Origin of the sequence: Vibrio sp. V09_P4A23P171 (assembly GCF_963875615.1) — a bacterium.
GTDB lineage: Bacteria > Pseudomonadota > Gammaproteobacteria > Enterobacterales > Vibrionaceae > Vibrio > Vibrio anguillarum.
On the sequence record NZ_CAWNMR010000003.1, the window covers coordinates 90,837 to 111,559 of the forward strand.

At 44.4% G+C, this 20,723-nt stretch carries 12 protein-coding genes, 1 tRNA gene, 1 rRNA gene and 1 riboswitch; of the genes, 6 read left to right on the forward strand and 8 right to left on the reverse strand.

Annotation, left to right across the window (positions count from 1 at the left end; genetic code table 11):
* Nucleotides 1-2: 2 nt before the first annotated feature.
* Together AACT23_RS01625 and AACT23_RS01630 are read right to left on the reverse strand one after the other, a co-directional pair.
* Entirely contained in the window at nt 3-1,325 is a 1,323-nt protein-coding gene (locus tag AACT23_RS01625) for a tyrosine-type recombinase/integrase (protein WP_094128223.1), read from the reverse strand.
* Between the two features lie 174 nt (nt 1,326-1,499).
* On the reverse strand, nt 1,500-2,036 hold the full coding sequence (locus AACT23_RS01630) for a single-stranded DNA-binding protein (RefSeq protein WP_064624271.1): 537 nt from the start codon (nt 2,034-2,036) through the stop codon (nt 1,500-1,502).
* Between the two features lie 285 nt (nt 2,037-2,321).
* On the opposite strand from AACT23_RS01630, the gene AACT23_RS01635 reads away from it, so the two are divergent.
* The 4 genes from AACT23_RS01635 to AACT23_RS01650 all read left to right on the forward strand — a co-directional run bounded on the left by AACT23_RS01635 (nt 2,322) and on the right by AACT23_RS01650 (nt 8,775).
* On the forward strand, nt 2,322-2,969 hold the full coding sequence (locus AACT23_RS01635; protein WP_026027842.1) for a LuxR C-terminal-related transcriptional regulator: 648 nt from the start codon (nt 2,322-2,324) through the stop codon (nt 2,967-2,969).
* Nucleotides 2,970-3,086: 117 nt separating this feature from the next.
* On the forward strand, nt 3,087-3,956 hold the full coding sequence (gene galU, locus AACT23_RS01640; RefSeq protein ID WP_013857894.1) for a UTP--glucose-1-phosphate uridylyltransferase GalU: 870 nt from the start codon (nt 3,087-3,089) through the stop codon (nt 3,954-3,956).
* 168 nt (nt 3,957-4,124) lie between these two features.
* Complete coding sequence (gene uvrA / locus AACT23_RS01645) at nt 4,125-6,947, forward strand: excinuclease ABC subunit UvrA (protein WP_026029161.1); 2,823 nt, start codon at nt 4,125-4,127, stop codon at nt 6,945-6,947.
* A 34-nt stretch (nt 6,948-6,981) separates the two neighbouring features.
* Complete coding sequence (locus AACT23_RS01650; RefSeq protein WP_094128226.1) at nt 6,982-8,775, forward strand: PglL family O-oligosaccharyltransferase; 1,794 nt, start codon at nt 6,982-6,984, stop codon at nt 8,773-8,775.
* 114 nt (nt 8,776-8,889) lie between these two features.
* Here the strand turns inward: AACT23_RS01650 and mgtE are convergent, their stop codons facing one another.
* The 3 genes from mgtE to AACT23_RS01665 all read right to left on the reverse strand — a co-directional run bounded on the left by mgtE (nt 8,890) and on the right by AACT23_RS01665 (nt 12,800).
* Entirely contained in the window at nt 8,890-10,266 is a 1,377-nt protein-coding gene (gene mgtE, locus AACT23_RS01655; RefSeq protein WP_094128230.1) for a magnesium transporter, read from the reverse strand.
* Nucleotides 10,267-10,432: 166 nt separating this feature from the next.
* Nucleotides 10,433-10,828, reverse strand: coding sequence for a hypothetical protein (locus AACT23_RS01660; RefSeq protein ID WP_017050669.1), 396 nt, complete (start codon nt 10,826-10,828; stop codon nt 10,433-10,435).
* An 850-nt stretch (nt 10,829-11,678) separates the two neighbouring features.
* Nucleotides 11,679-12,800 (reverse strand): pyridoxal-phosphate-dependent aminotransferase family protein, encoded by a 1,122-nt coding sequence (locus AACT23_RS01665; RefSeq protein WP_094128233.1) that lies wholly within the window; start codon nt 12,798-12,800, stop codon nt 11,679-11,681.
* A gap of 178 nt (nt 12,801-12,978) precedes the next feature.
* Nucleotides 12,979-13,154: riboswitch (Lysine riboswitch) on the forward strand.
* A 109-nt stretch (nt 13,155-13,263) separates the two neighbouring features.
* On the opposite strand from AACT23_RS01665, the gene lysC reads away from it, so the two are divergent.
* On the forward strand, nt 13,264-14,616 hold the full coding sequence (gene lysC, locus AACT23_RS01670; RefSeq protein WP_094128236.1) for a lysine-sensitive aspartokinase 3: 1,353 nt from the start codon (nt 13,264-13,266) through the stop codon (nt 14,614-14,616).
* A 67-nt stretch (nt 14,617-14,683) separates the two neighbouring features.
* Here lysC and metH read toward each other — a convergent pair whose 3' ends face one another.
* The gene (metH, locus tag AACT23_RS01675) at nt 14,684-18,361 is read right to left on the reverse strand and encodes a methionine synthase (protein WP_094128239.1); all 3,678 of its coding nucleotides are present in this window, start codon (nt 18,359-18,361) and stop codon (nt 14,684-14,686) included.
* A gap of 182 nt (nt 18,362-18,543) precedes the next feature.
* Here metH and AACT23_RS01680 point away from each other — a divergent pair, with 182 nt between their 5' ends.
* Nucleotides 18,544-19,824 (forward strand): cation:proton antiporter, encoded by a 1,281-nt coding sequence (locus AACT23_RS01680; RefSeq protein ID WP_081265549.1) that lies wholly within the window; start codon nt 18,544-18,546, stop codon nt 19,822-19,824.
* A 527-nt stretch (nt 19,825-20,351) separates the two neighbouring features.
* Here AACT23_RS01680 and AACT23_RS01685 read toward each other — a convergent pair.
* Both AACT23_RS01685 and rrf read right to left on the reverse strand, forming a co-directional pair.
* Nucleotides 20,352-20,428, reverse strand: a tRNA-Asp gene (locus AACT23_RS01685).
* Nucleotides 20,429-20,457: 29 nt separating this feature from the next.
* A 5S ribosomal RNA gene (gene rrf, locus AACT23_RS01690) occupies nt 20,458-20,573 on the reverse strand.
* Between the last annotated feature and the right edge of the window lie 150 nt (nt 20,574-20,723).

The following is a 20,723-nucleotide window of genomic DNA, read 5'->3' on the forward strand; positions in this document are numbered from 1 at the left end:
TATTATTCCCCTGTCCAAACATCTTCATCACGTTGTTGGACGATTGAATTTATGGTGGTTGACTCTTCTTCTTGAAGGTCTAACGCCATGTCCATTGCACGTTTATCATCATGTCGTTTTGAGTAACGTTTTGCGCTACTGGAATCTTCACTCCAGCCCATCAATTTTCGCCTATCGGCTTCCGACTTGGCTTCCGTTGTTTTTCCTTCAGCAATGCGTTTATCTGCAAACCTACTGTATTCATCGTTCCAAGTATGACGTATCCCATGGGGGTGAACCCTAAAGCCAACCACATCAGAAATATCACGAAAAATCTTATTTACCTGAGCCATTGATAAGGCAGTGTTAGTTTGCACTTTATGGTTATGAGTAACGAACAGGTACTCGATATACTCAGATCCAGCAGCATTAGGACGGTGATGGATAAGGTAGTTTTCATACATATCCGCCAAACGTTTATCCATTGGGACGAATCGCCCCATGGTCTTACCTTCTGGTCTGTGCTTGCGTTTGTCGCTGTAGTCAGTTTGTGAGCGGAGCATAACGAAGTAACGACCGTCTTTGTCACGCTTTCTGATATCAGATTGATTGCTGTCTGTTTTTACTCTGATTTTAAGCAGTTCTCCACGGCGACAGCCAATAGCAAAAAACATGTTTACGATAAGTTGATTGCGATATCGAACAGATTCTGATTTCCAAGGATTCTCTGAGGAGTCAGGGTGAACCACATCAAGGACTCGAATTTTTTCAATTGGCTCTAGAGAGCGCCAGTTTCCCCAATCAAGAGCTTCATCACTGGTGCCAAACTTGTCACCCCTCATTTTCTTGAGTTCGATCTCAGCCGTGGAATCTTTAGAGGGAAACAATTCTTCTTCGAGCCAGCCAATAAATTGCGCAAACACAGTTAGTCGGTTGTATGTCGTGTGGGGGGAGATGTCCCCCTCAGGATTGACGACAAAATTGGCTCTTGCCGTTTCAAGTTTATTTTCCTTGATGCTCACAACATTAGAGGATTTATGTCTCGCAACCATTTCACGGAATGACGCCACTGTAAGCTTTGAGTGTTTCTTAATGTTCTCAAACTCTTTCTTTGTCAGAAAATCACCCGTTTTACATCGTTCAATCAAATCAATATTTTCAAACCGACAAATTTCCTCAAGAAAGCTAAGGTGATCAAAAACACGAGAACAGGTGTTACTTGCTTTTGATTGATTTCGGTAATGCAGGGTGACAAAGAGGTTATGGTAAGGCAATGGCATACCATCCTCACCTAAAAGAATTGAGTAGCTTTCTCCACTCGCCATTTGAAATACTTTTGTCTTCATTGCGTCCTTAAATCCACTTAAACTTAACAAATACTCAAGGTAACTCAGAACCATAATATTAGCATAAAAAAAGTTTACAGAAGTTGCAAGACTCACTGTAAACTTTTTATCTCAAACCCTTGTTATATTTAATTTAAATAATCAAACTTAACAAAACTAGATCTCAAGTAACCGTCAGAATGGGATGTCGTCATCAAAATCCATTGGTGGTTCATTATACTGAGGTTGAGCCTGTTGAGGAGCTGACTGCTGCTGTTGCTGTGGTTGCTTTTGCATCGCAGGCTGCTGAGGTTGCCCCCATCCGCCACCTTGTTGCTGTTGTTGTGGCATTCCACCTTGTGCTGGAGCACCACCTTGAGCACGGCCACCCAACATTTGCATCACACCATTAAACCCTTGTACGACAACTTCGGTGGTATAACGATCTTGTCCACTTTGATCTTGCCACTTACGAGTTTGTAGCTGACCTTCAATGTACACTTGTGAACCTTTACGTAAGTATTCACCAGCCACTTCGGCTAATTTGCCAAACAGCGCAACACGGTGCCATTCGGTTTTTTCGCGTTGCTCGCCAGTTGCTTTATCACGCCATGAATCTGACGTTGCAATGGTGATATTTGCCACAGCAGCGCCACCAGGCATATAACGAATTTCTGGGTCGTTACCTAGGTTACCCACTAAAATAACTTTATTTACTCCACGGCTTGCCATGTTTTGCTCCGTCTTCCATCATGAGTGTTCTTTAAATAGCTGACTAGGATACCACGCTTTATGCGAGGCACAAATCTTCACAGAAATAGTTGTCAAAATTCATCTCACAATCTTGCTCAATTTCCTATTTTTTAGAACCGCCACCTCTAATTTAAGGATGACAAAACACTCAGTTACCTTACTATATGAAACTAAGCGCAATTTTATTTATCTCGTTGGCTTTATAACCTAATTTCCGTCATTTTCTAGACAGTTGTCTAACATTCTCGTCAACAGGAAGTGACCATGAGAAAAGCAAACTATACCCGCACCATTTACTTTCTTTGCTTAGATAAAGAACAAGAACACCCTTATATTGACCATTTAACCGATCGGCTTGGACTGCCCATTCCGAAAATTGAGCCTGAAATCCTGCGCCAAACGTATTGTCCAGATAAACACAAAATATTGATGATTGACCATGCCGATTATGCGCTACTGCAGCAACGCTTGGGAAACTGCCCATTAAGCAGTCAGCATCATGAAACGATCCTTATCAATGTGTTGCAAAGATTAACCACGAATGACTTACTAACCTTTGGCCATTTAAAGGGGCTATTTTATAAAAATGACACCCTAGATAAAATTGCATTTGGGCTTGGTGAAATCATTAACGGACAAAATTGGCTACCCAGACACGCTGTAAGCCAGTTACTGCACTACTATCGCTACGCGTTTGAATCCCATACTGCTCAAGTGATTACAGACTTAACCGCCCGCGAAATACAGATCCTCCGCTGCTTACAAACTGGCGCATCGAATAACCAAATGTCGGAAGATTTATTCATCAGTGAATTCACGGTCAAATCACATCTCTACCAAATATTCAAAAAGCTATCGGTCAAAAATAGGGTCCAAGCGATTGCGTGGGCCAATCAAAATATTCTGTCTTAATTATGTGCTTTCACGCAGAATTTAACTGAGTTCACCGCTTTAGTGGTGATAGCGTTTCATAAAGCATGATAAGGTTGCGCCATCAATTAACAATTCAAATAAAAATAAGGTTATAGCATGATCAAAAAATGCCTATTCCCAGCCGCTGGCTACGGTACACGTTTTCTTCCAGCGACCAAATCAATGCCTAAAGAGATGATGCCAGTCGTCAATAAACCCTTGATCGAATATGGTGTTGAAGAGGCGATTCAAGCTGGAATGACCGGGATGTGTATTGTGACTGGGCGTGGAAAACACTCGATCATGGATCACTTCGATAAAAACTATGAGCTAGAGCATCAAATTAGTGGCACCAACAAAGAAGAGCTACTGGTTGATATTCGTGAAATCATTGATACCGCCAACTTCACCTACATTCGTCAACGTGAAATGAAAGGTTTAGGCCATGCGATTTTAACGGGTCGAGAATTAGTCGGCGATGAACCTTTTGCGGTGGTGCTGGCCGATGACTTATGTGTCAATCAAGAAAAAGGGGTTTTGGCACAAATGGTCGCTCTGTATAAACAGTTCCGCTGCTCAATTGTTGCCGTTCAAGAAGTGCCTGAAAATGAAACACATAAATACGGTGTTATTTCCGGTGAAATGATCAAAGACGATCTGTTCCGAGTGGATGACATGGTTGAAAAACCAGAACCAGGCACCGCACCAAGCAATTTAGCCATCATTGGTCGCTACATTTTAACCCCAGATATTTTTGATCTGATTGAGCAAACAGAGCCGGGTAAAGGTGGCGAAATTCAAATTACCGACGCGCTACTCAAACAAGCGCAATCAGGCTGTGTATTGGCGTATAAATTCAAAGGCCAACGCTTTGACTGTGGTAGCGTAGAAGGCTATATCGAAGCCACTAACTACTGCTTTGAAAACATGTACAAAAAGAACGAACAAAAAGTCGCGTTGGATAAACATTCGACTCATAAAGCTTAAGTAACCGAATGCGTTAGTCACCTAATGCGTTAGTAACCTAGCGTCTCCCCAATAAAAACCACGGCAAGTCCCGTGGTTTTTATTTACTGTTTTTTTATCCAGTACCTATTTGCACAAAACTCACACTATGCAATACTTGCTTAACTTGTGTTACATAGAGCCTAGATGATGGACAAAATTGAAGTTAGGGGCGCTCGAACCCACAACCTGAAAAATATCAACCTGACCATTCCACGCGATAAACTAACGGTGATTACAGGGCTATCAGGCTCGGGGAAGTCGTCTCTCGCCTTTGATACACTCTACGCAGAGGGCCAACGCCGCTATGTTGAATCGCTGTCTGCCTATGCACGCCAATTTTTATCTTTGATGGAAAAACCGGATGTTGACCATATTGAAGGTCTTTCACCGGCTATCTCTATTGAACAAAAATCAACCTCGCATAACCCTCGTTCTACGGTTGGCACCATTACCGAAGTTTATGACTACTTGCGTCTGCTTTATGCGCGAGTCGGTGAGCCGCGCTGCCCAGAGCACAAAGTGCCACTTCGCGCTCAAACCATCAGCCAAATGGTTGATAAGGTGTTGGAATTAGCTGAAGGCTCAAAACTGATGCTGCTTGCACCGATTGTGAAAGAGCGCAAAGGTGAACACGTTAAAACGCTGGAAAACTTGGCCGCGCAAGGTTTTATCCGTGCCCGCATTGATGGTGAAACGTGCGATCTGACTGATCCACCAACCCTTGAGCTGCACAAAAAGCACACCATTGAAGTGGTGGTTGATCGCTTTAAAGTTCGTCCTGACCTACAGCAGCGCCTAGCCGAATCCTTTGAGACAGCGCTCGAGTTGTCAGGCGGTATTGCTGTGGTTACTGATATGGATGGTGAAGGCGAACAGATTGTATTCTCAGCCAATTTTGCTTGTCCACACTGTGGCTACAGTATGCAGGAGTTAGAGCCTCGGCTGTTCTCATTTAATAACCCAGCGGGCGCATGCCACACCTGTGATGGTTTAGGCGTACAACAATATTTTGACCCTGAACGCGTTATCCAAGATAGCCAACTCAGCCTCGCGCAAGGAGCGATTCGTGGCTGGGATCAGAAAAATTACTACTACTTCCAGATGCTCACGTCACTCGCTGCGCATTATGATTTTGATTTACACACCCCATTTAACAAACTGCCTAAAAAGGTTCAGGAAATCATCTTGAAAGGCTCGGGGAAAACTGAGATTGAGTTTAACTACATTAATGACCGTGGTGATATTCGGGTTAAACGCCATCCGTTTGAAGGCATTCTCAATACACTTGAACGGCGTTATCGCGATACAGAATCTAACTCTGTCCGTGAAGATTTGGTGAAATACATCTCGACTAAGCCTTGTACCAGTTGTAATGGCACCCGTTTACGCATCGAAGCTCGCAACGTATTTATCAATGACACCGCACTCCCGGAAGTGGTGGAACTGAGCATTGCCGATGCCTTGCAATTTTTCCAATCTCTTGATTTAGAAGGCCAACGAGCACAAATTGCTGAAAAAGTAATGAAAGAGATCAATGACCGTTTGCATTTCCTCGTCAACGTTGGATTGAATTATCTCAACCTTTCTCGGAGTGCTGAAACCCTATCAGGAGGCGAAGCACAACGGATTCGCTTAGCGAGCCAAATTGGCGCTGGACTCGTTGGGGTAATGTACGTCTTAGATGAGCCATCGATTGGGCTCCACCAGCGTGATAACGAACGGCTATTAAAAACGCTCACACATTTACGCGATCTAGGCAACACGGTATTAGTTGTAGAGCATGACGAAGACGCGATTCGTATGGCCGATCATGTAATTGATATTGGCCCCGGCGCTGGTGTGCATGGTGGGCAAGTCGTCGCAGAAGGGAATGTGAATGACATTATTTCCAACCCTAATTCGCTCACGGGACAGTACCTGAGCGGCGCGAAAAAAATTGCGATTCCTACCGTGCGTACCCCGAGAGATCCCAAGAAAACGGTGGAGCTTATCGGCGCGTCGGGTAACAACCTCAAGACGGTTGATTTATCAATTCCTGTTGGTTTATTTAGCTGCGTAACCGGAGTTTCAGGCTCCGGTAAATCAACCTTAATTAATGATACCTTTTTTAAAATTGCTCATACGGCCTTAAATGGAGCCACCACAGCAACGCCTGCTCCATATCAAAAAATCAAAGGGTTAGAGCATTTTGATAAGGTCATCGACATTGACCAAAGCCCGATAGGCCGAACTCCCCGCTCAAACCCGGCCACCTATACAGGCATTTTCACACCGATCCGAGAGCTATTCTCGGGCACTCAAGAGTCTCGCTCTCGAGGCTATAAACCGGGTCGTTTTAGCTTTAACGTACGCGGTGGACGCTGCGAAGCATGCCAAGGTGATGGTGTGATTAAGGTTGAAATGCACTTTTTACCCGATGTTTACGTGCCATGCGATGTGTGTAAGGGCAAACGCTATAATCGTGAAACATTGGAAGTCCGCTACAAAGGCAAAGCGATTGATGAAGTGTTGGAGATGACCGTCGAAGATGCTTACGCTTTTTTTGAGCCCGTACCGATGATCGCTCGCAAACTCAAGACTTTGATTGACGTGGGTTTATCCTACATACGCCTCGGACAAGCGGCGACGACATTGTCAGGGGGCGAAGCTCAACGCGTCAAACTGGCTCGTGAACTATCAAAACGCGATACAGGAAAAACCTTGTACATTTTGGATGAGCCAACGACAGGCTTACACTTCCATGATATCCAACAGCTCTTGACCGTACTGCATCGCCTACGCGACCACGGCAATACCGTGGTGGTGATTGAACACAACTTAGATGTGATTAAAACCGCAGACTGGGTGATCGACTTAGGGCCAGAAGGTGGACAAGGCGGCGGCGAAATTATTGCTCAAGGAACGCCCGAAGATGTGGCGCAGATCGAAGGTTCACACACAGCACGCTTTCTTAAGCCTATGTTGAAATAGAAAAAAACGGTAAAGTAAAGAAACCAGCAAGTGGTTGCTGGTTTCTTTTAATTGGAACGCGAGACCTATGGCAACATTGCATCTAAGCGGTACACAACTTGAAGCACAAACACCCGCCATCCCCTTAAACAAACCCTTTTTGCTTTCGATTGGCATTCTCTATTTACTGGCAATGCATTTTTTTATGCCCAACCCTGGTGGCTCAGGTCTGGCTTTATCTTTTAATCCAACCACTTGGCTTGCCCTTAGTTTTACGCTCTCATTAGGTCTGTATCAACTCGCATCTAACCGTAGGTTACGCTATTCCAAACTGACCATCGGTCTTTTCATCAGTTGTACCATCATGACGATTCCGCTGCTTTATACGAATGCTCAAATTGAGTCGTCGCTGAGTCGAATGTTAGGACTATGGACTGGGCTGCTTTTTTTTGTATTGCTGCAACAATTTCGTTTTAGTAACAAACATAAGCAGCGATTACTCTGGTTTATCGTACTCGCGGTATTGATTGAAACTCTATTTGGTCTGTACCAATACTTTTTGCTTTCACCCGATAATATTTTTGGCTACAACACCCTCATCAACCGCCCTTACGGCATTTTTCAGCAACCGAATGTGATGGCGAGCTTTCTCGCGACAGGGCTAGTTATGTCCGGCTATTTACTAGCTCGTCAACCGAAAAAGTACAATCAGCATGTTAGCGAAGTGAGCCTACTTTATGTCACTCCACTGCTCACTGCACCGTTGCTGGTGATATTAGCCTCGCGCACTGGCTGGATTGGCGCGGCACTCGGCACGCTTTTTGTTCTGCCTTACCTATTTAAATTTTCGACGCCTAAACGGTTTTGGGGATGGAGCGCTGCAACGCTATTGGGTATTGCTTTAGGGTTTGTCGCTGTCTATTCCCAAGGCACGGGCGATTTTCTAGAGAATAAGGCTGATTTAGAGAGCCCTCGTCGTTATACCTTTCCTCAAACCATCGATATGGTCATAGAAAAACCCTTCACGGGTTATGGCTATGGCAAGTTTGAATCTGAATATTTGCTTTATACCGCAAGGCAACACCAATTAAACCCTAGCTACCAACCGGGGTTGGCTTCGATGGATCATCCTCATAATGAATTACTATTCTGGGCGGTGGAAGGCGGTTTGTTACCTGTGCTAGGGATCACACTGGCCATGCTTTTCGTGCTCATGCGGATGTATTCGGCCAAGAAAGGGACCAGGCTTGCGATGTTCGCCCTTTTCATCCCTATCGTGTTGCACAGCCAACTCGAATACCCATTTTACCATTCTGCCATTCATTGGATAACCTTCATTATTCTGCTTTTTTGGGTTGATCAACGCGTGGCTAAATACCGTTCGGCCCCTTTTGGCCTTATCAGTAAATCCCTGTTTCGAGTATTGAGTTTAGTAGTGCCGATTTTGACTGGCTTTTATATGCTCAGCGCACTGCACAGTAATTACGTGCTTACCCAATTTGAGAAATCTCAACCCAAGAACCCGGATATCCTACAAAAGGTGACGAACCCTGTGGTTTGGAAAGACCGTTTTGATTGGGATGTCTACAGCACTTACCTCAACATTGGCCTGTATAATCAAGATCCTAAATTGATTACGCCATACATCGACTGGTCATTGGCCATCATAAAACATAAACCGCGTCCTGCTTTTTACAATAATCTGATCTTGGCTTACCAAGGTATTGGTGACGAAAGCCGCGCCGAGCAAATTCGCTCCGAAGCCGCATTTTTGTTCCCCAATATGGATTTCAGTGAGGTGCAGTATAGTCCGCCAGCCAGTTCGGCTGATCGTTCGTCTGCCAATTAAATTGAGTATATGAGCCTTATTCATAAAAAAAGCTTTCCCAAAAATAGAGAAAGCTTTTGACCGTTGGGCTTATTTCACACTCCAACCCGTAGATCTCACTGCCAGATGAGTGGCTTACGTCACTGGTGGAAAATCCAACACCATGGTAGCAACGCTGAAATAGATGATCACCCCGATAGAATCCGCAATGGTCGTGATCAACGGAGCACTGGCTGACGCAGGATCGAGCTTAAACTTATTCAGAATGAACGGAAGGAGCATTCCAACAACACAACCAATAATCACCACAATTTGCATCGTTACCGCAACGACAAAAGCGATATCACTGCCGCCTCGCCAAAAACCCAATAAAGAAACAGCAATGGCCATTGTTGCCCCTAATAACGCCGCAATCCCTAACTCTCGCACCAACATGGATAGCCAATCTTTCATCACCACTTCACCAGTGGCTAAGGCTCGAACCATCAACGTTGCTGACTGGGATCCTGCATTACCGCCGCTATCAATCAACAGTGGTAAGAAGAAGACCAAGGCTACATAGGTTTGAATCGTCTCCTCAAAGTACGCAATACCAGCACCAGAAAAAAGATTACCAAAGACTAACAACACCAGCCAAAACACACGTTTCTTGTACATTAGCCATACGCTGGCTTCTTTAAGGTTACCGGTAAAACCAACCGCAGCGACTTTATGAAAATCCATATCCGCTTGCTGCTCGGCCACGTCCATCGCATCGTCATAAGTCACTATACCGACCAAACGAAATTGCTCATCAAAAACAGGCACCGCAAGTAAATCGTATTTACTGATGGCTTGCGCTGCACACTCTTGATCTTCATCGGCTCGCACAAACACTGTCTCTTTGGTCATGATGTCAGAGACAAGCGAGGTTGGTTGTGCCAGCACTAAATCCTTAAGCGAAAGTGTACCAAGTAAGCGATTCTGTTTATCAATCACATACGCTTGATAGATGGTTTCCCTCTCGTTGGCCATTTCACGTAAACGCGCAATCGCCTGCTGCACATCATCATCGGCGTTTAACGTCGCATAATCTGTCGTCATGATAGAGCCGACCGAGCCTTGAGGGTAGGCTGCAAGTTGTTGTACATCTTGCCGCTCTTGTTGATCCAGTAGAGCAAGTAGCGGCGGTTGGCGCGTCTCATCCAAGTGAGCATATAAGTCAGCCCTTTCATCATGGGGCATAACTTGAAGCACTTTCGCAAGCGCTTCGAGCGGCATTCTCTCTACCACTTTTTCTCTGATAGGCTCAGAAAAATACCCCAATAGCGCCGCTTGACGAGCGATTGGCATCAATTGCACCAGCTCAAAGACATCCTCTTCGCTCAAGGTCTGATTAGCCAACTGCTCAGCGAAGACTTGAGCAATATCAGCGATAGGATACTGTTCCATTAATTGATTTAAGTTTAATGGGTCACGATTAAAATTAATCGCAGCGAGTTCTAACGCTATTTTTTGTAATTTCATTATCATATCTCAGCCGATATTTAACTTTAAAAATAAACATAATAATTTTAAAGCTTATTTTTAGAATCAATGTATTCAATGAATAACTTAAATTTTAAGCACACTGTTCCAATCTCACTAAAATTTCATTTAGTGAAGTTGAGCGACTTATTTTAAAGTTTGTTAATATTTATTATATAGAATAGGCGCCAATCACTCGATTCCGACTATCGATGATAGGAATCATAGGCAAATGACTGTCTAATAATAACTTTCTAGCTTGAACCTTATCCATTAAGGCCGATACGGCAATATCGCTTTTGTGCATAATATCTTTCATGATGATATTCATCTGTGATACCACCACCTTGCTTAAATAAACAAATCCTAAGTATTCACCTGCATCACCAGAGATAAAGATAAGGTTTAAACGCTTATCGGTTAAGGACGATGAGCGTAGAATCGCAATCACCGCCTCTACAGATAGCGATGCGCCTACACAAATAAAGTTGTTATCCATTTCGGTTTGAATAGAGTGAGCAGCAGGTAGCCGGTTGCCCATAGCTAATGATGTGTTGTACATAACCATCTTTGTATCTCCTTGAAACTATCAAGGCAAAGAAACCAAATTATGCAGAAAATCCACGTAACTGAGCTGCAATAAGCTTATACCATCAAGCTCAAGCATTCCCCGCCTTGAACAAGCAAGTTAGGAGAAGATAAAGTCAGTCAAATAGAGAAGCCGTGTACTTGCGAAAGTTCTAGCGGTGTACAGATGACACGCAAGAAATTCAAAAGCATTCACGCTCTAGCCAGTAGAAACGCTGTATTGAATAAATCATATGATCGACTTAAACAAACACGATACTCTATAAAAAGAGTGTGATATTGACAGGAGAGAACAAGAAAAGGAGCTTCGTTAGTATGAATACCAACTTAGCAAAAGCGAGGCTTTAAATGAAAAGTTGGCAACAAAACGTAGGCTTTTCTACTAACCAGAAAATACCACACTTGGATAATCGACTACTCGACGAGTCCATAGGTTTCTATTGCACCTCTAAAAAGTTAATAATAAGTATGCTTTCTCAGCGCGGTTATCCTAACGCAGATAAAATAATGGTCAACCAAAACAATCGAACAATGTTCATTTTTTACAATACCATGACAATACAAAGTAGCATCCAAACCTGTTCTAATATTTAGGCCACAAACTTTGTCATCGTATATTTATTATAAATACACAAAATGCCACTTATATTCATACGAATAATTAAACCATTAACGACAAACTTTATCTTAAGATATCAATCACGAGTATTCCACTCACGCTAGGGAAGATCTAACAATAAAAATGAATTTTATGATTGATGCTGAGACGAACAACGTTCGGCATCAGCACCACTAAAAAGGAGCAAATGCTCCCTTATGTAGTTTCTTTGCTAATTTGTTAATGACTCTTCTAGCGCCCGCAAGCATAAGGCCACGTTTTCACTGCGTGCCCCATACCCCATTAGGCCAATACGCCACGCTTTACCCGCTAAAGTGCCAAGACCTGCGCCGATCTCCAAGTTGTATTGATTGAGTAGATGCGCTCGCACTTTAGCCTCATCAACCCCTGTTGGAATATAGATCGCATTCAATTGCGGTAAACGACAATCTTCAGCAACGACAAATTCAAATCCTAATTTTTCTAGGCCCAGCTTTAATTTGTCATGCATCACACGATGACGTGCCCACGCCTGCTCTAGACCTTCGTTTTTCAACACCAGCAAGGCTTCATGCAATGCGTACAAACTGTTAACAGGCGCAGTGTGGTGATAACTGCGCTTGCCTGCACCGCTCCAATAACCAAGCACTAAGCTTTGATCTAAAAACCAGCTTTGAACGGGGGTTGTGCGAGATTGAATTTTTTCAATCGCTTGCGCTGAAAAAGTCAGTGGCGATAAACCCGGAGGGCACGATAAGCACTTTTGGCTCCCAGAATAGACGGCATCGAGCTGCCATTGATCCACATAAAGTGGCACGCCGCCTAAGGATGTCACCGCATCTACAATACTCAGCATGTTGTTTTGCTTAGCCAGCAAACCTAATGCTTGCCCATCACTCAATGCACCAGTTGACGTTTCTGCATGGACAAACGCGAGAATTTTAGCATCAGGGTTAGCCTGTATGGCTTGCTCGACTTTATCGAGCGAAACGGGGGCTCCCCACTCATCATCCACCAGCACAGCCTCTCCGCCACAGCGCACTACATTCTCGCGCATACGCTCGCCAAAAACGCCATTGCGACACACGATGACCTTATCTCCCGGCTCAATCAGGTTGACAAAGCACGCCTCCATACCAGCGCTGCCCGGCGCGGAAACCGCGATGGTAAACTCATTTTCCGTTTGAAAAGCGTATTTAAGCAGCTGCTTTAGCTCATCCATCATCTGGATAAAAAGCGGATCTAAGTGGCCAACAGTCGGCCTGCTCAGCGCTTGTAATACTTGGGGGTAAATATCTGACGGGCCTGGTCCCATCAAAATTCGCTGGGGTGGGTTAAAACTGGTAATGGACATAGTTGCTCCTTGCTTGCGGCCAAATACGAATACCCAGAGTAAAACAAATCCGCTGATGCAACAATTCGACCGAAGTCTAGAGGTCAAACCAGTGTCACACTCTGGTTAATTTTATTTTACATTTGGACTTAATTAGCGATTGACATTAACAGTTCAAAAACGTTCAATGAATGAGCTATCTAGCAGAAGAGGAGCACTGCCCAGGCAGATGTTTTGTGGAGCCTCAACTCCAATACAAAACATTAATGGGGAGCAGTGCCGAGATAAACCAAGGTTGTGGATTTGGTTTATCGGTTGAATGGGCTGAATCCCTTCAACTGTCATCAGCAACCCTGATGAAGAGCTTCTGAGGTAAACCAATCATAAAAACACCTCTTTATTTGCTCTAGAAAAACTCTCTTCAAACATTGGACGTTGGTACACCAACACTATTTTTATTTCAGGAAGTCGTGGGAGAAATGCCGTGAGCGCATTCAATGTCGCCAAATTTGGCGGAACAAGCGTTGCTAACTTTGAAGCAATGAGCCTTTGTGCCGCTGTGATCGAAAATAATCCAGAGACCAAATTAGTCGTGAGCAGTGCCTGCTCTGGCGTGACGAATTTATTGGTTGAATTAGCCAATGGCGTACAAGATGCCAATCAACGCTTAAGTATTATCAAAAAGTTAGCTGATATTCATCATGCGATTATTGATAAACTTGCCGACCCGCTACAAGTTGAAAAAGAGGTACACTCAATTTTAGATATGGTGGCCAGTGTCGCAGAAGCGGCCTCTTTTCAAGCGAGTAAAAAGCTGACCGATCACTTAGTTGCTTGTGGCGAGTTAATGTCGACCTTCATTCTGACGCAATTACTGCGTGAACGTGGCATGGATGCGATCCGTTTTGATATTCGAGAAGTGCTGCGTACTGATGACCACTACGGTCGGGCGGAACCGCAATTAGAGCAGATCCAGCAATTAGCCCAAGAGAAGTTAACACTACTTTGCCTGCAACACGTAGTGGTAACTCAAGGTTTCATCGGCGCTGATGAACAAGGGAATACAACCACATTGGGCCGAGGCGGCAGTGATTATTCTGCGGCCTTGATCGCCGAAGCGGTACAAGCTTCTGGCTTAGAAATTTGGACTGATGTGCCGGGGATTTATACGACCGACCCTCGCATTGCGCCTAAAGCCGCTCCGATTGCGGAAATAAGCTTTAGCGAAGCATCGGAGATGGCAAACTTTGGCGCTAAGATTTTGCATCCATCGACGTTGCTGCCCGCGCTTCGCCACGATATCCCTGTGTTTGTCGGCTCCTCAAAAGAGCCTGAAAAAGGCGGCACTTGGATCCGTAAACGTGTGGAAAGCTCACCTCTATTTAGAGCCTTGACCCTACGCTGCAATCAAACCATGGTTACGCTACGCAGCGCTAGCATGTTTCACGCATACGGCTTTCTTTCGAAGGTGTTTGAAATTTTAGCCAAACACAAAATTTCGGTGGATCTGATCACCACCTCTGAAATCAGCGTCTCATTAACATTAGATAAAACCGATACCTCAGGTGGAGCACCTGAACTGCCTCAAGCGGTGCGCTTAGAATTAGAAGAGCTGTGTAAAGTTGAAGTCGAACATAATCTGTGTTTAGTTGCGCTGATCGGCAATAACATGAGTGAAAGCAAAGGCTATGCAAAACAAGTTTTTAGCACCTTAGAAGATTTCAATTTGCGTATGATTTGCTATGGTGCCAGCCCGCACAACCTCTGCTTTTTATTACACGAGTCGGTTTCTAAAGCGGCAATTCAGAAACTTCATCAAGATTTGTTTGAACGATAAAACCACATTGAGTAGTTACACGCTGAATAAAAAACAGGTTGACTTAGCCAACCTGTTTTTTTATTACTTAATCTAAATTCGGCCCAAGCCATTTTTCCGCTTCTTGCATATTCCAGCCTTTACGTTGCGCGTAATCTTGCATCTGATCTTGCTGAATTTGTGCAATGGCAAAATAACGAGAGTCAGGATGCGAGAAGTACCAACCTGACACCGAAGCACCCGGCCACATAGCGTAACTGGTGGTTAAAGACATATCGATGGTTTGCTCAACCTGCAACATCTTCCACAAGGTGCCTTTTTCCGTATGCTCAGGACACGCTGGATAGCCCGGCGCTGGGCGTATACCTTGGTATTTCTCACGGATCAAATCATCGTTCGACAACTCTTCGTCAGCAGCATAGCCCCAAATTTCTTTACGAACTTGCTGATGCAAATATTCCGCAAAAGCCTCAGCAAGGCGATCAGCTACCGCTTGGATCATGATGGCGTTGTAGTCATCGCCTTGCGCTTTATATTGGTCTGCTAATTCTCGTTCACCAATTCCGCCTGTCACGGCAAATGCGCCGATCCAATCTCGTTTACCACTCTCTTTTGGTGCAATGTAATCGGACAAGCAGTAGTTATAACCTTTGGGCTTTTCGGTTTGTTGGCGTAAGTGATGCAGAACATGAGCAACCTCGGTGCGCGATTCATCGCTATACACTTCGATATCATCCCCCACACTCGCGGCCGGGAATAAAGCGCAAATACCGCGAGCCTTGAGTAGCCCTTCTCGCTCAACTCTATCAAGCAATGCATTAGCATCATGGAATAAACTTTGCGCTTCCTCTCCCACCTCTTCGTGTTCAAAAATCGTCGGATATTTACCCATCAATGACCATGTCATGAAAAATGGTGTCCAGTCGATGTAACGACGAAGGGTAGCCACATCAAAATCATCAAACACATGTACGCCCAATTTAGCCGGAACTGGCGGCGTATAGTTATCCCAATCGATAACCGCTTTATTTGCCCTTGCCACTTCTAATGAGACGGGTTTAGTACGGGGGGTTTTACGGTGATGTTGATCACGCGTGCGTTCATAGTCGATGTTTAATTTTTCAACAAAAGCAGGACGTAACTCATCAGAAAGAAGCGAAGAACAAACGCCTACTGCGCGCGAAGCATTGTTCACATACACAACAGGCTGGTGATAATTTTGCTCAATTTTAACTGCGGTATGTGCTTTAGAGGTGGTTGCTCCGCCAATCAAAAGCGGTAATTTAAACCCTTGTCGCTCCATTTCTTTGGCGACGTGCACCATTTCATCTAAAGAGGGAGTGATGAGGCCGGATAACCCAATGATGTCGACATTCTGTTCTTTCGCGACTTTAAGGATCTGCTCGCATGGCACCATAACGCCGAGGTCAATGATTTCGTAGTTATTACACTGCAAAACGACGCCAACGATATTTTTGCCGATGTCGTGTACATCCCCTTTAACTGTGGCAAGAAGGATTTTGCCATTATTGGAACCCGCTTGCTTAAGCGCGTTGATGTAGGGCTCTAAATGCGCAACGGCTTGCTTCATAACGCGCGCCGATTTCACCACTTGCGGCAGGAACATTTTCCCTTCGCCAAAGAGGTCACCGACCACGTTCATTCCATCCATTAGAGGCCCTTCGATCACATCCAGTGGGCGAGTGGCATTTTGACGAGCTTCTTCTGTATCTTCAACAATATACTCGGTGATACCTTTGACCAACGCATGCTCTAAACGTTTTGCGACTGGCCATGAACGCCATTCAAGCGCACTGGCATCCTCTTCCTTACCGACACCTTTGTTCGCGTATTCAGCCGCAATATCCAGTAAGCGTTCAGTGCCATCGCTGCGGCGATTGAGAATGATATCTTCGACTGCTTCACGCAGTTTCTCAGGCACGTTATCGTAAATCTCAAGCTGACCGGCATTGACGATACCCATGTCCATGCCGTTTTTAAAACAGTGATAAAGGAATACAGCATGGATCGCTTCACGCACATAGTTGTTACCGCGAAAAGAGAAAGAGACGTTGGAAACCCCGCCGGAAATCATCGCATGGGGTAAATTACGTTTGATATCAGCCACGGCTTCGATAAAGTCCACAGCATAATTATTATGCTCATCAATACCAGTCGCAACCGCGAAAATATTGGGATCAAAAATGATATCTTCAGCAGGGAAACCAACCTCATCAACCAAAATTCGATAAGCTTTGGTACAAATTTCAAGTTTTCGCTCACGGGTATCTGCTTGGCCTACTTCATCAAACGCCATCACGATCACAGCAGCACCATAGCGGCGAATGAGTTTAGCTTGTTCAACAAACTTCTCTTTTCCCTCCTTGAGGGAAATCGAGTTCACAATCCCTTTGCCTTGAATGCATTTGAGACCTGCTTCAATCACCTCCCACTTAGAAGAATCAACCATGATTGGTACTTTGGAAATATCCGGCTCAGAAGCGCATAAATTGAGAAAGCGGACCATGCAAGCTTGCGCATCCAACATCCCTTCATCCATATTGATATCGATGATTTGTGCACCGTTTTCGACCTGCTCTCGAGCAACATGCAGTGCCTCATCATACTGTTCATCTTTGATTAAACGCTTAAAACGCGCAGAACCAGTGACGTTAGTTCGCTCACCTACGTTGATGAATAAGCTCTCTTTGGTAATCGTCAGCGGCTCTAGACCGGATAGACGACAAGCCACTGGAATATCGGGTAACGCTCTTGGTTTCACACCTTCGACCACTTTTGCCATTTGTCTAATGTGCTCAGGAGTGGTTCCACAACAGCCACCAACAAGGTTCAAGAATCCTGCTCGCGCCCATTCCCCGATGTGCTGCGCCATCTCATCGGCTTCAAGATCATATTCACCGAATGCGTTAGGCAACCCCGCATTGGGGTGAGCCGAGACATAACATTCGGAAATACGTGATAGCTCTTCAACGTATTGGCGCAATTCATCCGGACCGAGTGCACAGTTCAAACCAAATGAGATAGGCTCAACGTGTCGCAGTGCATTATAAAAGGCTTCGGTTGTTTGCCCAGAAAGCGTTCGACCAGAGGCATCGGTGATTGTCCCTGAGATCATCACGGGCAGTTTGTAACCCAACTCTTCAAACACACAATCCACCGCAAAGGCACAGGCTTTAGCATTTAAAGTATCGAAAATAGTTTCAATCAAAATTAAGTCGCTGCCACCACGAATTAAAGCACGTGTTGATTCTGAGTAAGCTTCAACTAATTGCTCAAAGCTGATATTTCGAAAACCAGGGTCATTCACGTCAGGGGAGAGCGAGCAAGTGCGGTTTGTTGGCCCTAGCACTCCCGCCACGTAACGAGGTTTATCAGGCGTTTTCGCCGTCCATTCGTCAGCAGCTTGGCGTGCAAGTTTTGCAGCAGCGAAATTGATCTCATCGCTAATGGCTTGCATATCGTAGTCGGCCATTGCGATGCTCGTCGCGTTGAAGGTATTCGTCTCGAGGATATCAGCACCTGCTTCCAAGTAAGCACTATGAATTTCTTTGATTAACTGAGGCTGCGTCAAGACGAGAAGGTCATTATTTCCTTTCAGATCGCTTGGCCAATGGGCAAAGCGATCTCCGCGATAATCTTGCTCTTCCAATTTATAGCTCTGAATCATGGTGCCCATGCCACCATCAATCAATAATATTCTCTGTTGCAATTGAGCTTCAATTTGACTTCTAACTTCTCTTCCCACAGTACAGCCTCATTCCTTTTGGTTATTCGCTCATCCTATCATATAACCATTAGAAATCTAGACGTCTAAACTTCACTTTAATTATCGTTTGATACATCTGCAATCATGGCTAAAAAGTGTTTGCTATTTGTACATCATCCAAGGAGAATTTCATTCATATTTTGTTACACGACGAGAAAACAATGTCTGTCTATTACACTTTATGCTTCCTATCAGGAGCAGCAATGTTGATTGCCTTTCTAAACAGTAAGATAGGCAATATGCAAACCACTATCGCCATTACAGCAGGATCGATGATGTTGTCATTATTGATCTTAGTTGCAGGTCAAAATGATTGGTTTCATCTAACTCAAATAGCGACCGAAACCGTCAACAGTATTAACTTTGAAAATTTTCTGCTCAAAGGAATACTCGGTTTTCTACTTTTCGCTGGCGGCCTAGGCATCAAATTACCCAACCTAAAAGATCAGAAATGGGAAATCGCGGTTCTTGCACTAGGCGCAACGCTATTTTCAACCTTCTTCATCGGTTTTGGGCTATACGCCTTCTGTCAATTTATCGGTATTCACTTCGATCTCGTTTACTGTCTGCTCTTTGGTGCACTCATATCACCAACAGACCCAATAGCCGTATTAGCTATTGTTAAAAAGTTAAATGCACCAAAACGTATTTCAACCCAAATCGAGGGAGAATCGCTCTTTAATGATGGTTTTGGTTTGGTTATCTTTGTCACTATTTTCACTATTGCATTTGGTACAGAAGCACCAACCATAGGTAGTGTAACTATGTTGTTTATTCAAGAGGCAATGGGGGGCATCCTGTATGGCCTAGCTCTTGGGCTATTATTCCACTACCTCATCAGCGCCACCGATGATCACTCAATGGAACTGCTTTTAACCATTGGTATACCGACTGCTGGCTATGTTTTTGCAGATGTTATTCATGTTTCCGGGCCTTTAGCTATGGTTGTATCAGGGATAATGATCGGCAACTGGACACGCTTCATTGGCTTTTCAAAAGAAAGTGAAGAACACCTTGACCACTTTTGGGAATTGGTTGACGAATTTTTGAATGGTGTGCTCTTCCTACTTATCGGTATGTCGATGCTACTCTTCAAATTCCATGAAGAGGACTGGATATTGATGGCTTTCGCCATTCCTCTTGTCTTATCTGCTCGCTATCTAAGCGTTTTTTTCTCTTACATCGGCTTCAAGCGTTACCGCTCCTACAACCCATGGTCAATAAAGATACTAACTTGGGGAGGACTACGAGGTGGGCTAGCACTAGCAATGGCACTTTCTATCCCATCTGGCATATTAGTTATCCCAGACAAGCTTATTGATGTAAAAGAGATAATCCTTGTTATGACATACGCTGTCGTGGTGTTCTCAATACTTATTCAAGGTTCAACAATTACCCCATTGATAGACAAAGCAAAACAAGCTGAAAAGTCGTCAGTGTAAAACTGTCAGTAATGACTGATCAAACCAATTTTATCCCTAGCCGATGTTCTAGAACATCGGCTTTTGCTATCTTTACTTTGTTGCTCCTCTCTATATCTACTGTAATACCAATTCAAAAAATATGATCTAATTAAGGCTGTTGAACTATGGTGAAATATCACTATGAATAGCTTTAGTAACACCTATTTAAAAAGCTGGCGAACCCTATTCAAATGAAGGTGTGATGATGGCTCTCGCACACCCCAAAGAAAGTCATTCACATACACAAATAATCACACAATAGCTTAAAGTCAACCGAACAAGTTTGAACAAACAGGTTCAATGATTATTGAAGAAGGGCGCCAAGTAAAATTACGGACCGGTAAGCGAGCCCTAGCTAATCAGAGTGTTACGGATTACAAGGAGTGAATATGTAAGTATGTGTGGAATTGATTTTTAGAAGACGGCAGTGAGAGTGATAAAAAATAAAATGCTCTTTTGCTCAAACGAAAGAAGCCCTGCTATTACTAGCAGGGCTTCTTAATAAGTGGCGGAGCGGACGGGACTCGAACCCGCGACCCCCGGCGTGACAGGCCGGTATTCTAACCAACTGAACTACCGCTCCGCAGCGTGTCTGGTTAGACAATATTCAAAGCCTGGCGATGTCCTACTCTCACATGGGGAGACCCCACACTACCATCGGCGCTGTTGTGTTTCACTTCTGAGTTCGGCATGGAATCAGGTGGGTCCACAACGCTATGGTCGCCAAGCAAATTTCTTAATTCGGAAAGCTGTTTCGTTCTCATTCACACATTCAATGTTCTTCAATTGAGCCCACAAAACCCCTTCGGTGTTGTATGGTTAAGCCTCACGGGCAATTAGTATTGGTTAGCTCAACGCCTCGCAGCGCTTACACACCC